The organism is Sphingomonas agri, from assembly GCF_038148795.1.
Taxonomy (GTDB): domain Bacteria; phylum Pseudomonadota; class Alphaproteobacteria; order Sphingomonadales; family Sphingomonadaceae; genus Sphingomicrobium; species Sphingomicrobium agri.
Genome location: NZ_JBAPEU010000001.1, coordinates 881,346 through 895,340 on the forward strand (window position 1 = coordinate 881,346; position 13,995 = coordinate 895,340).

Consider the following 13,995-nt stretch of genomic DNA (forward strand, 5'->3'; position numbering starts at 1 on the left):
CTCAGCCGAGCCTGTGCACGACCGCCTGGGGTGGCGGGTTGACGAAGAATTGGGCGATCGGCCAGCCGTAGGCGAGGAGCATCAGCACTGCGACGATGATGTTCCAAAGGCCAAATCCATTGAGTGACGCCGGCACCCGCTCCGGCGGGTGGACAGCTTGCGCATAGTCGATCTCCGTCGGCGCGCCGGGGATACCCCAACGATGCAGCGACGCCAGGTTGAACAGAAAGAGGGCTGCGCTCAGAGCAAGGATGATCCCGCCGATGAGCGAGACATCCACCCATGGCCCCCAGCCGTGAATGATCGGATTCGAATAATCGAACGCGGCGACGCGCCGCCACTGTCCCTGCAGCCCGAGCCAGTGCCAGGGCAGGGTCATCACCATCATTCCGATGAACCACAGCCACAGCTGCAACCGCAGCGGCTTCAGATCCCTGAAGTCGCGGCCCGTCATGCTCGGCCAGATCGAATAGCAGATCGCCTGATACATGATGACGACCGTGCCGCCGAAGATGAGATGAAAGTGCGCGGTGACCCAGCTTGTGTTGTGGATCATCGCGTTCATTCCGTAGCTCATGTTGATGAGGCCGCCGCCGCCGCCCCAGAAGAGCATGATGAAGGCGAGCCCGGTGGCGAGGACCATCGGGCGGTTCCAGGGCAGGGCCCCGATCCATCCGAACAGGCCGTTGCCGCCGCGCATGCGGCCGGCGATCTCGGCGGAGGCGCTGATCGTGAAGATGGTGAGAAGTGTGGGCACCGACACGAGCGCGGTCAGGAACATCTGAAGGAACTTGAACCCGTTCGAATGCTCCGGGTCCATGAACAGGTGATGCAGTCCGACGGGCAGGGAATAGATGATGAACAGGATGAACGCGAGGCGGCCCAGAGTATCCGAATAGAGACGACCGCCGGCGGCGCGCGGGAACATCGTGTAGAAAGCGATGTAGCTCGGGAACAGCCAGAAATAGACGATCGCGTGGAGGGTCCAGGAGAAAAGCGTTCGCGAGAGGCCGACGTCGAGGGTCTGGCTCCAGCCGAATGCTGCCGGGATCACCTGGAAAAGCAGCTCGGCGGCAACCCCAACCGTGGTCCAGAGCCACATGACCGCGTTTGCAACCGTCGCGAACATCGCGAGCGGGACAGGCTCGCCCGGGTTGGCCGCCTTCCACGCGCGCATGGCGACGATCATCTGCGCACACCATAGCCATGATGCGACCACCACGAGCACGAGGCCGATGTAGAACCAGGGCGTCGCCGTGAGCGGCGGGTAGAAGGTGAAGAGCACCGAGGCGTTGCCGCTGGTCACCGACAATACGGCCATCAGCGTTCCGAGGATCCCGAGCCAGAAGCCGCCCCATGCGAGGGTAATGCTCGGGAGCGGTCGTTTGAGCGCGGTTTCCGCGACATAATAACCAAAGCCCATGATGAAGAAGGTCGTGAGCACGTAGCCCATCGACACTCCGTGAAGGGTCACGGACCGGAAGTAATTGGCTGCAGTATGGTAGGGCGCGTTGAGGGGGCTTCGCGCCCACATCTGCCAGACGCCGAGGAGGCAAGCGACGCCAAAGACTGCGATGGCGACCCAGATGTGGGCCATGACCACCCGGCTGGTCTGCAGGCCGGCAAGATCCGTCCTCTGCGGCTCCGCAGACGATGCCGTCCTAGCGACGGTTGCCACAAGCAATCCTTCCATCACCGCCGGGTCGGAACTGCTCGGGCGGTACCACGCGCACGGTCGCCATCATCTGGCTGTGTCCGAGGCCGCAGAATTCATGACAGGGCATCAACAGGTCGCCTGTCTTCTGGAAGACGGTATGCACCTGCGATACCCATCCGGGGACGATCATCGTGTTGACGTTGGTGCCGGTGATCAAAATCCCGTGGATCACGTCAGGGGTGGTCAGTCGGATCGTAACCTCGCGGTTTGCCGGAAGGACAAGGCAGTTGGGAACGAACTCGAACTGCGTCGCGATCACCCGCGCAACGACGCGCCCGTCGGGATCGACGCGCGTGCCGAGATTGGATTCGGTGAATTCTGCCGAAAGGTGGAGCGTCTTGGGATCGATATATTCAGCATTGCTCGGCGGGTTCACGTGCATCGCGATCGCCGCGTACAGGATCGCGATCATGATGATTCCGACGATTGCCGCGACGATCGCCGCCCAGCGCAGCTCCGACTTGAGGATGGCTTCTTCGTTCCAGGCCATCAGCCGATGCTGCCGCGCGGAAGGAAGACCAGGAAATAAAGTCCAAGCCAGCCGACAAGGAGGAGACCCACGGCGATCAGGGAAACCGCGAGCGCGCCACGGGGGGTGTCTTCCATTGCGCTCTCGAGCCTCTCGAGCTCCTCTTCGTCGCTCGAAAGATCGTGCAAGCCAGCCGGATAGGACGGTTCAGCCATACGCCCCCGCTCGAAACAGCAATATACGCGCCACGATCAGAACGCCACCCACGTGAAGATTCTCAGCGCGTTGTTGTCAGAAGCATTGGCGCCGGCCAGGTCAAAATTGTGCCTCCGGCCATTGAACTTGCCGTAGACCGTGTACTGGACGCCGAGGCGCGCATTGAATCTCGGCCCGAGCGGTGATTTGCCCGCGCCCCAAGGCGTGAAGTCGATCTGGCCCATGACGCCGTTACTGTCGGGACTTCCGCTATCGTAGAGATTGTCGTTGTGGGATCCGGTGATGCCGAACGGCGACAGCGTGAAACCGACCTTCTCGTGCCAGGTGTACCGCACTGCGGCACGCCACTCGTTCAAGTGGTAGCGGGCGCAGTCCACATCGCTGCCGTCACCGATCAGGCCCAGCGCGCAGCTTGCCCGAAGATTGCCGGTCTCGTGTTCGAAACGCACATTTGCGGTCAGCGAATCGCTCTTGCCCATGGTCTTCAGCCAGGAGCTGTCGAGGCCCCAATCCGTATAGCGGTCCGCGAAACCGCTCGAGCGGTCGCGTTCGGGAAAGATCGCGGCCTTGAGTACGTTGCCGCCGACTTCGAAGGTGCCACCGGCAAGGTCGGTCTGGTAGGCGATGCGTCCGTAAGGGGCCATGCCATGAAGCGACCCCGGATCCGTCGGATCCATGCCGACGAAGTTGAGGAAGCCGCGGGACGGGCTCGAGTAAGCGCCGCCCTCGATATATAATTTGTGTCCGAGCCACCCGTATCCGGTGAGGCCGATCACATTCCCGGCGAGCGGGTCGTCGATGAGCAAGCCGGCATCGGGCGTCGGCGAGACCGCCGTGTCGGTGAACGGGAAGCCCCAGGCGGGAAGCGTGTTCCAAGGGTCCTGCACCGTGGGGTTGTTGTTGAGCGTCAGCCCCAGGATTGAATCCGCGCCGAAGACCTTGGCGCTGGTGACAGCCCGAAGGTCGATATTGTCCCATGACCAGGCGCGCCCGACGCCGTCATAGGTGACGAGCTGGGCAAAGCCGCCGAAATGATCACCGATGCCGCCGGCGACGAACAGGCTCGCCTGGTCGAGCACCAGATTGTCGTTGCGATTGAGATGCTCGGGCGGCGGCACCTGATCCTTTTTGGTGTGGGTCCATGAGGCGATCGCCATGGCAGACAGGGGCACCGCGGCGTGCGTCCGGAGCGTATAGCCGCCGAGCTTGAACTCGCGGCCGAAGGGGGTCAGCTCGGGCCCGAAGCCGCCGACGTGGCACGCCTTGCAAGGCTGCCCCGTCTGTTCCGCAAAGGCGGGAACTGCGCGCGCCGCGTGGGGAGTGATGAAGGTCGCACCTCCGATCAGTGCGGCGCCGATGACCGAAAGACCGCCAACGAGTTTGAGCGTCAGCGAACGTTCGTCGGAAACGGAGTTGCGCATTGCCTTACTCCCCCTTTGTTAGTGCCTATTGTTGTTTAGATGCGCAGCTGCCGAAATGCGGTAATCTACGTATTTCGCGGCAGGAGCTGCAGGCGCACTCAGGGTCAACCCGAGTGGGAGACTTGCAATGTCGGAAGACCCGTCCTTCAGCCCGCGCCTATCCCGGCGCGATTTCCTGTTTGCAGCCGCCGTCGGAAGCAGCGCGCTGGTGGGGGCAAGCCTCACGAGCACTCCCGCGCGCGCCGCCGGGAAGATCCCCCAGAAAGCCGTCAGCTATCAGTCCGCGCCCAAAGGGGACCAGCGCTGCGACAATTGTGCGCTGTGGCAGCAGCCTTCGTCCTGCAAGTTGGTGGACGGCACCATCGCACCGTCGGGTTGGTGCACGCTCTACAAGAAGAAATAATCCGGGACCGTTGGTCCGCGGGTTTCGTTTTTCAATCCGCACCAAAGAGAGTCGCCGGCCGTTCGCACGCTGCTTTCCGCGACCAGCGTTCGGTTGCTGCGCTCTGCCGAGGGCCGTGGGGGCAACCCCAATGGCTTACTGCGCTTCACGCTCGATCTCGGGCAAGCTTCGATTTTACCCGAACGATCGGCAGAAAGAACATCGCCGGGAGGATGATCAGAAGTGCCCAGCTCAGCTTAACATTGACGAAAGCGAGCGGGATCGCCGCGGCATAGGCTGCGATCGCAATCCAGACTTTCCGGAATACTCGGCGATGAAGCGCGCGGTGGAACCGATTGGCAGTCGCCCGCGATGCATGGCTTCGCAGCAGCGTCAGTGCAACGGTGCACATCATCACGACAAAAGCGTAGGCGGCGGTTGCCCGAGCTGAGGTGGGGTGCAGGCCGAAAAACCGGGCCACGACCGGCACCATCGTGACCCAGAAGAGCACATGGTTATTGAGCCACAGCGTAGCTCGGTCCGTGTCGGACAGAGTGAGGATCAGGTAATGGTGGTTGGCCCATAGGATCCCGACCACGACAAAGCTCAGCGCGTAAATCGCGAACAGTGTGAGAAATTGTTGCAACCCCGCTGCATCATTCGCGAAAGCGAGGCTGTCGGGAACGCGAACTTCAAGCACAATGATGGTGACGGCAACCGCGAACACGCCGTCCGAAAAGCCTTCAATCCGCCGGTTGCTCGGGTGAAGTTCGGTATCCTGCACGCGCTTCACGGTACCGGGACAACGAGGGGTTTTCCCTTCTCGACCACATAGGTCGCCAATTCTGTTGCGGGCTCTTGCCCGACGTTCACCGCCGAGTGCGGCTTGCCGTACGGAACGAACAGGACCTGGCCCGCGCCAAGAGTGATCGGGCCCTGTCCCTCGACGAGATATTGGAGCCTGCCCTTGAGGACGTAGATGATTTCCTCACCCGGGTGCTTGTGTTTCGCTGCGACGGCATGCGGGGCGAAATCGACCCTGGTCTGGACCGTCTGCCAGCCGGAGAGACTGAGGTCGTGCCGCTGCAGATCGGTTCGTGAGATGCCGGGCGGCGGCGCCGAGGGAGCGGTTGACGACTGGAATAGCGCCAGCATCGAAAGAGCGGTCCAAATCGGCATTCCTTCATCTCCCTAGCGCAGCGATCGGAACGCGGCCCGGAGCTCGTCGGCGAAGAGTTCAGGCTGCTCCCAGGCGGCGAAATGGCCACCGCGGTCTACCTCATGGAAATAGAAAAGCTTCGGATAGGCTCGCCGCGCCCAGCTCTCGGGCGCCGGATAGCTCTCAAAGGGAAAGACGGTGACTGCTACCGGAACCTTGATCTGGTCGGTCTTCAATGCCGTAGCGAAGACCGGACTTCGGCCCTGATTTTCCCAGTACAGACGGTTTGCCGACGCGCCGGTATCGGTCAGCCAGTACAAGGTGAAGTCGTCGAGCACGTCGTCCGTGCTCAGTGGGCTTTGCGGCGTTCCGCCGAACTTCCATCTGGAAAATCCGCCATGCACGAGGAGGAAGGCCGCAAGTGCCGCCGGGGAATCGCTCATGGCGTAGCCGATCGACTGGGGCCTTGCTGTCAGCATGTCGAAATAGGCGGTCCCACGCGCCTTCCTGCCCGCGACGAGCGCGTTGAACGCGGCAAGCTCCTTGTCGCTGAGCCCCGCGGGCGCAATTCCCGTGCCGAGTGCCGCGGCGATATCCTGGGGGACTGTCGCTGGAAGGTTGACGTGGATTCCAAGCAGTCCGGGCGGCGCCTGCTCGCCCATCAGCTCGGTGACAACAGCGCCCCAGTCCCCGCCCTGCGCGACGTAGCGGGTGTAACCAAGGCGTTTCATCAAGATGTCCCAGGCCCTGGCGATGTGCTCCGGGTTCCAGCCCGTCTCGCGCGGCCTGTCGGAAAAGCCGTAACCTGGCATTGACGGGATGACGACGTCGAAGGAATCCGCCGCCTTGCCGCCATGCGCAGTCGGATTGGCGAGTGGATCGATGGCCTTCATCAGCTCGAATACCGAGCCCGGCCAGCCGTGAGTCATGATGAGGGGCAGCGCGTTCGGGTTCTTCGACCTGACTTGGATGAAGTAGATGTCGAGCCCATCGATATTCGTCTTGAACTGCGGCAAGGCGTTGAGCTTGGCCTCCGCTTTTCGCCAGTCGTAAGCCGTGCCCCAATAATGCAGAAGCTGCTGGAGGTCTCCCAGCTGGAAGCCTTGGGACCGGTCGCTGACCGTCTCCTTGTCGGGCCAGCGGGTCATTGCGATCCGCCGCTTCAAATCTGCGATCTGCGCCTGCGGGACATGAACTTGATATGCGCGGATGGAGCCATTTTGTGACGTGGTGGCCGCCGAGCTCGGCGGAGGTGCCAGCATCGTGGCAAGGAGCATCGCGGCTGCGGTCAGCGGCATCATACACCTCACTTGAGGAACCGGGGTGGGCAGCGTTTTCGGCGCCGCCCACCCGGTTAGCTCAACGCAACGAGCTGAAGCCCTTGCGCAAATCGTCTACAATCGCCTGCGGTTGCTCCCAGGCAGCGAAATGCCCGCCTTTCGGGTGATCCCCGAAATAGGCGAGATTGGAGTAAGCCTGCTCGGCCCAGGTCTGAGGGACCGCGTAGATCTCGGTCGGGAAGGAGCTGACCACGACGGGGACGGATTGTCCCAGCGGCGCGAAGAAGGGCAGCTTGTTTTCCCAGTAGAGCCTCGAGGAGGATACTCCTGTCCTTGTCAGCCAGTAGAGCGTGATGTTGTCGCAGATATCATCGCGCGAGAGTCCCTCCTCGACCCCTTCGAAGATCCGGGTGATCATCTTGTAGCTGTCAATATCGTGGTCGATGATCCAGGCAGCGAGCCCGACGGGACTGTCGTCGAGGCCGTACATCGTCTGGGGCCGGCTCCCCATCTCGACTGCGTAACCAAGCCCCTTGGTGAAGAAATAGACGAGCTGGTCGTAGGCAGTCTTTTCGCGTTCAGAGAGGCCAGAAGGCGGCGGGGCTCCAGCGGCCGCTCCTTTGGCGACATCGGGCGGCATGGCAAACGCGAGGTTGGTCTGGATGCCGATCACCTGCGTCGGCGCCTGAAGCGCAATCTCCTCGGTGACCGGGGCACCCCAATCGCCGCCCGACGCGAAGAAGCGATCGTAGCCGAGCCGGTTCATCAAGCTGATCCAGGCGCGCGCGATGCGCTGCGGGTTCCATCCGAGCTCGGTCGGCTTGCCCGAGAATCCATAGCCCGGCATCGACGGGATCACGACGTCGAAGGCATCTTCGGCTTTGCCTCCATGCTGGGTAGGGTCGGTCAGGGGAGCGATGATCTTCAGATTCTCGATGATGGATCCGGGCCAGCCATGCGTGATGACAATCGGCTTTGCATCCGGATGCCTCGACTTCACATGGATGAAGTGGATATCGACGCCATCGACGCTGGTGATGAAGTTCGGGTAGCTGAAGATTCTCGTCTCGACCTTTCGCCAGTCGTGCTCGTTCAACCAATAATTGGCGAGGTTCCGGAGCGTCGCGAGCTGCACACCCTGGGTGGCGTCATTCACCAGTTCACGGGTGGGCCATCGCGTCGCCGCAATGCGGCTCTTGAGATCGGCCAGCTCTTCATCGCTCGCGCGATAAGTGAACGGCCGGATCGCTTCGTCGGCCGATTGGGCGAGAATAATCGTTTCTTTCGGCCGGGCTTCCTGCCGGGAAGCGGGTTGGGTCGGCGCAAGGGTGTCCGCACCGCCTGAACGCGATGTCGTTTCGGCCATGATCTCCTCCTGGTGTGGATGGGAAGAAAACGCCTTACCGCACTCGAGTGCTGGGTCGCGGATATGCCGGTGCGCTACGCACAAGCGGCCGTAGTCGCACTGCGCTTCATCATTGAGTCGGTCAATCCGCGATGCGCGAGGCGCAGCCTGTTAGAGAACCTGCGACATGTGAGTAGCGTCCTCCCGGCACGGCGCGGTGCTTGGCTTCCCAAGCGCCTGCAACAAGGCAAAATGCTGGCCGAACGCTGAGGAAGTGCTGCCAAGATCGTGGTACTGAACGCCGTGCCTTTGCGCGATTGCGCAGACGATTGGCCGCAGTTTTGAATAATGGGTGTGCGCCACGTTCGGGAAGAGATGATGCTCGACCTGGTGGTTGAGGCCCCCTGTGAACCAGGTAGCGAAGCGCGATCCGGTCGCGAAGTCCGCAGTTGTCCGGAGCTGGTGCATTGCCCAATCGTCTCCAGCGCGAACGCCGTCGAACTCCATGTCAGGCGTCAGATGTGCAAGCTGAAAGACGATTGCGAGGACCCAGCTGAGGACAAAATGAAAAAGGATGAATGCAGCGGCCGCCCACAGGAACGGCAATAGGAAGAACGGCGGCAGAACGAAGAGCAGAACGTATGAGCCTTTGGACAAGAGAAGTTCGGCACGCTCCCGCTTGCCAAGTTCAACTGCATGCCATTTGTTCAGGCGACCGCCAACGAGGCATCGCAGGTCCTTCCAGAACAGCCATTCGGCCGTGTTGAGGCCATAATAGAGCAGAGCCTTCAGCTCCTGCCGCCGATAGCGCGGTTCCCACGCGCAGGCCGGCGAGAGGCGAAGGCGCCCGCGCGTCTCGAGGTCATCGTCCCAGCCGAAGACGTTGGGCTGGCGGTGATGCAGCCCCTGATGTTTGTGCACCCAGAAGTGACGGGAAGGGCCGAGCAGGACCGAGCAGAACCGTGCTGCCCTGAGGTTTGACGCCGGGCGCTGGAAGAGCGTGCCGTGATTGGCGTCGTGGAAAACTCCAAAGCCCAGGGCCGAGGCGGCGAACGCAAGTGAGAGCGCGGCAAGCATGACCGCTGCAAATGTCGGAGCGACAAGCAGGGCGCCGTAGGAGAGGGCGAACCAGAGCACGATCACCGCGGCCTTCCGCTGCAGGCGCGGGTCACCGACCGATCGCCGTCCCCGGCTCGCCTCAACGGCGAGATGATCCGTTGCGGCTGCCTTCAACTCCTTCCAGAACGCAGACTTCGCAGAGAAGCTCGGCCTCTGGCCCGGGGGTAGTAGCGCGCGTGCTGATCTCACCGTCGAAACCCTCTTCGTCTCGGTCCTGCGGAGGGTCCGGAGAGCTTTTCACGAAAGACGATCCGGCCTTTGGAAAGATCATAGGGAGTCATTTCAACGTGCACGCGATCGCCCACGATGGATCGAATGCGATACCGCCGCATCTTGCCGGCCGTGTAGGCAATGATCTTGCACTGGTTGTCGAGCAGCACCCGGAACCGACCGTCCGGCAAAATCTCGTCGACAACACCTTCGATCGTAAGCAGCTCTTCTTTGGCCATGCGTGTCTCATCCTTCTTCGCCGGGGTGCCCTTGAGCGGACAACTCGTCGCTAGCTGGCGTTAAGGATGGAGTGCGCGCGGAAGCGCCTGAAACCCTCGATATCGGCTGATAGCAATTTGCCTGATAGGCTCATCTTCGACGAAAAGATATGCCGCCGGATACTGCGGGCCCGTGTCCCTCCGGCTAAATGTCATTCAGATCTTTGCAGAAATCTCTCCGCCCCCGGGGGGCCATGCCGATGGAACTCACCGCGCACGTCCTGTAAGCGGGCTCCCAAGTGCCACAATGGCCGGCGGTATTTTCCAATGGGCGCGCAGCGCGTTTCCTGGCGATCTCTTTCGCTCAGCCTCTTGTTGCTGGCGGCGACCAGTTGCTCGGTCAATGCCCGGTCGTTTGACCCCCGCGATCCGCATTCTCCGCTGGAGCTCGTCCGAACCATCGCGCTGCCCGACGTCCGCGGGCGGATCGATCATCTGGCGTTGGATCCCACGTCGAACCACCTGTTCGTCGCAGAGATCGGAAACGGCACGGTCGATGACGTGGATCTTGCATCGGGCAAGGTCGCAGCGCGCTTCTCAAATCTCCATGAACCCCAGGGCGTTGCCTGGCTTTCGCGGCAGAACGAGCTGGCGGTGGCGTGCGGCGACGGGTCAGTACACTTCTACCGGTGGCCCGATCGCCCAGAAGTCGCTCGAATTTTGCTGGGCGATGATGCCGATAATGTTCGAATGGACAGCCGAAATGGCGAGCTCGTCGTCGGCTACGGATCAGGCGCGCTCGCAGTCATCGATCCGGCGAGCCACAGGGTCGTCCGCCAAATAAACCTGCCGGCGCATCCGGAGGGCTTTGAGCTGATAGGACCGCGGGTGTTCGTCAACGTGCCCGGTGACCACAAGATCCTGATCGGCGACCTTGATCGGGCGAAGTTGGCCGAGACGCTCGGTACAGGGCTGATGCTTGGCAACTATCCCATGGCGTCCAACGCCGCCGATTCGCGCATCGCAGTCGCGTACCGGATGCCCGGCAGGGTGTCCGTCATGGATGCAAGCTCGGCTGCAACCATTTTCTCAACACGCGCCTGCGGCGATGCTGACGATCTCTACTTCCACGCCAATCAACTGGTTGTCCTATGCGGGAGCGGAAGCGTTGAACTCATCGAGGAAGCTGGACCCCACCGGAAAGTGGACATCACCACGAAGCGGGGCGCGAGAACGGGCATTCTTGCGGGCAACAAGCTGTTCGTGGCGGTCCCTAATGGGGAGACAGCCGCAGCAATCTGGGAATTTTCCTTTCGGTGAGCCGGACGGCGCGGGCTTCTCGAGCAATCGCCCACATTGGCTTGCGAAGCGGCCGCGTTTCTTTGAAGACCGGACGCGCTGTATCTTCTGGACGAAAAGGATGGCCTCGGCGGTGGCGGGAATTGATCAAAGCCTCACGTTCTACCCGCTTCGCATTGCGGTCCTGACTGTCTCGGACAGCCGGACGGACGAGACCGATGCATCAGGATCTCTCCTGTCGGACCGGCTGACCGCCGCCGGGCACGAGCTAGCCGGCAAGGCGATCGTCAGCGACGATGTCGAGGCGATCCGGGCCAAGGTTGGAGCCTGGGTCGAGGATGAGGACGTCGACGTCATCATCTCGACCGGAGGAACGGGCTTTGCTTGGCGAGACGTGACTCCGGAGGCGCTGAAACCCCTGTTCCGGCGGGAGATGGACGGCTTTTCAGTGCTGTTCCACCAGGCAAGCTTCGGGACCGTCGGCTTTTCCACGATGCAGTCGCGGGCCTTTGCCGGACAGATCGACGAGACATTCGTCTTCTGCCTGCCGGGATCCACCGGCGCCTGCCGCGACGGGTGGGACTTGATCCTCCAATATGAGCTCGACAGCCGCTATCTTCCCTGCTCGCTTGCAAGTCAGGTCCCCCGGTTGAAAAATCTCCACACATGAGCCGGCTTTCCCATCTCGACGAAAGCGGCCGCGCCCGCATGGTCGATGTTTCGGACAAGAGAGTCACCGTGCGCGTTGCAAAAGCGGAGGGATTTTTGGCCTGCAAGGCCGCGACGCTCGAGCAGGTCCGTTCGGGAACGGCGCCCAAAGGATCGGTCATCGAGACCGCCGAGATTGCGGGGATCATGGCGGCGAAGCGAACTGCCGAGCTCGTTCCGCTCTGCCATCCTCTTTCTCTCGCGAAGATTGACGTCCGCATCGAAGCGGATGAGCGCCTTCCCGGCTTTCGGGTCTTTTCGGAGGTTGCGGCAAATGCTGTGACGGGCGTCGAGATGGAAGCGCTGACTGCAGTGGCCGTGGCGAGCCTGACCTTGTTTGACATGCTCAAGTCGATCGACCGGTCGATGGTCATTGGCGGTATCGAGGTGACCAGCAAGACGGGCGGCAAGTCAGGCGACTGGCACCGGGGATGATCAGTTTCGAGGAAGCGGTCGAACTCGTCCGTTCTGCTGGAGAACCGCTCGGCACCGAGGATGTCGCTTTGGCCGAAGCGGCCGGCAGGGTGCTCGCGGAGCCGGTGGTCGCCCTGATCGACGCTCCCCGCTCGAACGTCTCCTCGATGGACGGTTATGCCGTCTGCGATGAAGACTTGAACGTGCTTCCAGTCGAGCTCGAGGTACGCGGGAAGTCGTTTGCCGGTTCGTCCCCGGGTCGCCCGGTCGAGCCGGGTACGTGTGTCCGCATCTTCACCGGGGCGCCCGTTCCTGCGGGGGCCGATCGCATCGTCATGCAGGAATATGTTCGCTCCCATGGCAATCGAGCGATCATCGAGGAGGCTCCAGGCCCGAGCCGCTACATTCGCGTTCGCGGATCCGACTTTGAAGCGGGTGAAGAGCTGTTGGCCGCGGGCCGCCTCCTCGATGCTCGGGCAATCGTTGCCTCGGGCGCCGCGGACCTTGCGCACCTCAAAGTCTATCGCAGACCTCGTCTCTCCATCCTCAGTACGGGCGATGAACTCGTCGAACCGGGCACCGCCCGCGAGCGCGGCGATGCGGTTCCGGAAAGCGTCTCGGCAGGCGTTGCGGTATTGGCGAGCGAGTGGGGCTGCGAAGTCTCGGCAAGAAAGCGGCTTTCGGACGATCTCGACGGACTGCAGCGCGCCGCCAAGGCTGCTGCTGGCGAGTCCGATATCGTCCTCGTCACGGGCGGCGCGTCGGTAGGGGAAAGGGATTTCGCCAGGAGGATGTTCGAGCCGCTCGGTCTTGAACTTATCTTCTCGACCGTCGCGATGAAGCCGGGGAAACCGGTGTGGCTCGGACGCAGCAGGAATGCGCTCGTGATGGGGCTTCCGGGCAATCCGACTTCGGCGATGGTGACGGCACGGCTGCTGCTCGCGCCCCTGGCAGCGGCAATGACGGGCCGGCCGATCGATCATGCTCTTGCCTGGAGATCGCTCCCGCTAGCATCGCCGCTCGGCCCTTGCGGCTCACGCGAGACCTTTCACCGTGCGCGTTTGCTCCGCGAGAGTGCCGATATCCTGCCCTTCCAGGATTCAGGCGCGCAGCGGACGCTTGCACAGGCCGACCTTCTCGTCCGCCAGGCCGCGGGTGCGCCAGCGCTCGAGGAGGGCGCACTGGTCCAGGTTCTGGAATTCTGAGTGCAATCGGGATTGGCCGGGGTGCGGTCACAACCTCTGCGAACCGCCGCCTCAGGTGAACAGTAATTTGGCGCCGGCCACAAGCAGGACAAGGCCGAGCATCCTTAGTAACCAAGGCCGTGGCAGTCGCTCGACGCCGAGCCATGTACCGAGCAGAGCGCCGGCCATTACCGAAGCGAGAAAGATCGGCAGCTGAGGCGGCAAATGCCCTACCGCGGCCGCATTACCGGCAAGACCGGCTGCCGAATTCAGAAAGATGAAGGCTGCAACGATGCCCGACGTCCGGCGCGGCTCCTCCCAGGCGTTGAGAATGATGAGGGGACTAAGAAAGATTCCTCCGCCGGTTCCGGTCACTCCCGCAAGGAGGCCCAGGACGGCGCCAGTGGGAAGCGTAACGAGGAGCGAGGGCTCGTGAACCGGCCGCTGCGCAAGCCATGTCGGTTGCCATAGAAGTCTGGCGGCGGCCGCCCAGAGAAGGATGCCGACCAGCGGCTTGTAATAGATGGCCGGAAGATGGAGCCCCCCTCCGATAAAAGCTGCTGGCGTTGCCGTAAGCGCAAAGGCCAGCACCAATTTCCAGTTCGTGAGACCTCGCCGCCAGTAACGCCAGGCGCCGAACCCGGCGACGAGGAGGTTGAGCGCGAGCGCCGTGGGCTTCATCGTCTCGGGCGCCACCGAAAAGAGCGCCATTGCAGCGATGTAGGCCGAAGCGCCGCCATGGCCGACGCTCGAATAGAGCGCCGCACCCAATGCGAACAGGATCGCCAGCACTACAAGGGTCGTCGGGTCCACCGGCCGCGCCTAATGCTGTTCCGGCCGAATGCCCAAGGTGA

At 62.4% G+C, this 13,995-nt stretch carries 16 protein-coding genes; 5 read left to right on the forward strand and 11 right to left on the reverse strand.

Features of this window, described 5'->3' with window-relative positions; translation table 11 throughout:
• Nucleotide 1 precedes the first annotated feature (1 nt).
• Genes V8192_RS04365 through V8192_RS04380 form a run of 4 tightly spaced genes read right to left on the reverse strand, consistent with a single transcriptional unit; the run spans nt 2 to nt 3,823 of the window.
• The gene (locus V8192_RS04365; protein ID WP_341631822.1) at nt 2-1,678 is read right to left on the reverse strand and encodes a cbb3-type cytochrome c oxidase subunit I; all 1,677 of its coding nucleotides are present in this window, start codon (nt 1,676-1,678) and stop codon (nt 2-4) included.
• Complete coding sequence (locus V8192_RS04370; protein ID WP_341631823.1) at nt 1,662-2,207, reverse strand: cupredoxin domain-containing protein; 546 nt, start codon at nt 2,205-2,207, stop codon at nt 1,662-1,664. Before V8192_RS04370 ends, V8192_RS04365 begins: the two co-directional genes overlap by 17 nt.
• The gene (locus tag V8192_RS04375) at nt 2,207-2,401 is read right to left on the reverse strand and encodes a cytochrome c oxidase subunit 2A (protein ID WP_341631824.1); all 195 of its coding nucleotides are present in this window, start codon (nt 2,399-2,401) and stop codon (nt 2,207-2,209) included. The genes V8192_RS04370 and V8192_RS04375 overlap by 1 nt, the downstream gene beginning before the upstream one ends.
• A 36-nt stretch (nt 2,402-2,437) precedes the next feature.
• Entirely contained in the window at nt 2,438-3,823 is a 1,386-nt protein-coding gene (locus tag V8192_RS04380; RefSeq protein ID WP_341631825.1) for a hypothetical protein, read from the reverse strand.
• 127 nt (nt 3,824-3,950) lie between these two features.
• Between V8192_RS04380 and V8192_RS04385 the strand changes: the two genes are divergently transcribed.
• The gene (locus tag V8192_RS04385) at nt 3,951-4,226 is read left to right on the forward strand and encodes a high-potential iron-sulfur protein (protein WP_341631826.1); all 276 of its coding nucleotides are present in this window, start codon (nt 3,951-3,953) and stop codon (nt 4,224-4,226) included.
• Nucleotides 4,227-4,371: 145 nt separating this feature from the next.
• On the opposite strand, the gene V8192_RS04390 is transcribed toward V8192_RS04385, so the two are convergent.
• From V8192_RS04390 to infA, 6 genes are all read right to left on the reverse strand, one after another.
• Nucleotides 4,372-4,998 carry a TMEM175 family protein gene (locus V8192_RS04390; protein ID WP_341631827.1) on the reverse strand — a complete coding sequence of 209 codons (627 nt, stop codon included), beginning with the start codon at nt 4,996-4,998 and terminating at the stop codon, nt 4,372-4,374.
• Complete coding sequence (locus V8192_RS04395) at nt 4,995-5,384, reverse strand: cupin domain-containing protein (protein ID WP_341631828.1); 390 nt, start codon at nt 5,382-5,384, stop codon at nt 4,995-4,997. The genes V8192_RS04390 and V8192_RS04395 overlap by 4 nt, the downstream gene beginning before the upstream one ends.
• A 12-nt stretch (nt 5,385-5,396) precedes the next feature.
• Nucleotides 5,397-6,662, reverse strand: a complete 1,266-nt coding sequence (locus V8192_RS04400) for an epoxide hydrolase family protein (protein WP_341631829.1) — start codon at nt 6,660-6,662, stop codon at nt 5,397-5,399.
• Between the two features lie 61 nt (nt 6,663-6,723).
• Nucleotides 6,724-8,010, reverse strand: coding sequence for an epoxide hydrolase family protein (locus tag V8192_RS04405; protein WP_341631830.1), 1,287 nt, complete (start codon nt 8,008-8,010; stop codon nt 6,724-6,726).
• A 150-nt stretch (nt 8,011-8,160) separates the two neighbouring features.
• Nucleotides 8,161-9,222, reverse strand: a complete 1,062-nt coding sequence (locus tag V8192_RS04410) for a fatty acid desaturase family protein (protein ID WP_341631831.1) — start codon at nt 9,220-9,222, stop codon at nt 8,161-8,163.
• A gap of 71 nt (nt 9,223-9,293) precedes the next feature.
• A complete protein-coding gene (infA, locus tag V8192_RS04415) occupies nt 9,294-9,557 on the reverse strand; it encodes a translation initiation factor IF-1 (protein WP_341631832.1) in 264 nt (87 codons plus the stop codon).
• A 306-nt stretch (nt 9,558-9,863) separates the two neighbouring features.
• Between infA and V8192_RS04420 the strand changes: the two genes are divergently transcribed.
• The 4 genes from V8192_RS04420 (at nt 9,864) to V8192_RS04435 (ending at nt 13,162) form a co-directional block, all read left to right on the forward strand.
• A complete protein-coding gene (locus V8192_RS04420) occupies nt 9,864-10,856 on the forward strand; it encodes a YncE family protein (RefSeq protein ID WP_341631833.1) in 993 nt (330 codons plus the stop codon).
• Between the two features lie 112 nt (nt 10,857-10,968).
• Nucleotides 10,969-11,505, forward strand: coding sequence for a molybdenum cofactor biosynthesis protein B (gene moaB, locus V8192_RS04425; protein ID WP_341631834.1), 537 nt, complete (start codon nt 10,969-10,971; stop codon nt 11,503-11,505).
• Entirely contained in the window at nt 11,502-11,978 is a 477-nt protein-coding gene (moaC, locus tag V8192_RS04430) for a cyclic pyranopterin monophosphate synthase MoaC (protein ID WP_341631835.1), read from the forward strand. Before moaB ends, moaC begins: the two co-directional genes overlap by 4 nt.
• Nucleotides 11,975-13,162, forward strand: coding sequence for a molybdopterin molybdotransferase MoeA (locus V8192_RS04435; protein WP_341631836.1), 1,188 nt, complete (start codon nt 11,975-11,977; stop codon nt 13,160-13,162). Before moaC ends, V8192_RS04435 begins: the two co-directional genes overlap by 4 nt.
• 51 nt (nt 13,163-13,213) lie before the next feature.
• Here the strand turns inward: V8192_RS04435 and V8192_RS04440 are convergent, their stop codons facing one another.
• On the reverse strand, nt 13,214-13,954 hold the full coding sequence (locus V8192_RS04440; RefSeq protein ID WP_341631837.1) for a sulfite exporter TauE/SafE family protein: 741 nt from the start codon (nt 13,952-13,954) through the stop codon (nt 13,214-13,216).
• Nucleotides 13,955-13,995: the final 41 nt, after the last annotated feature.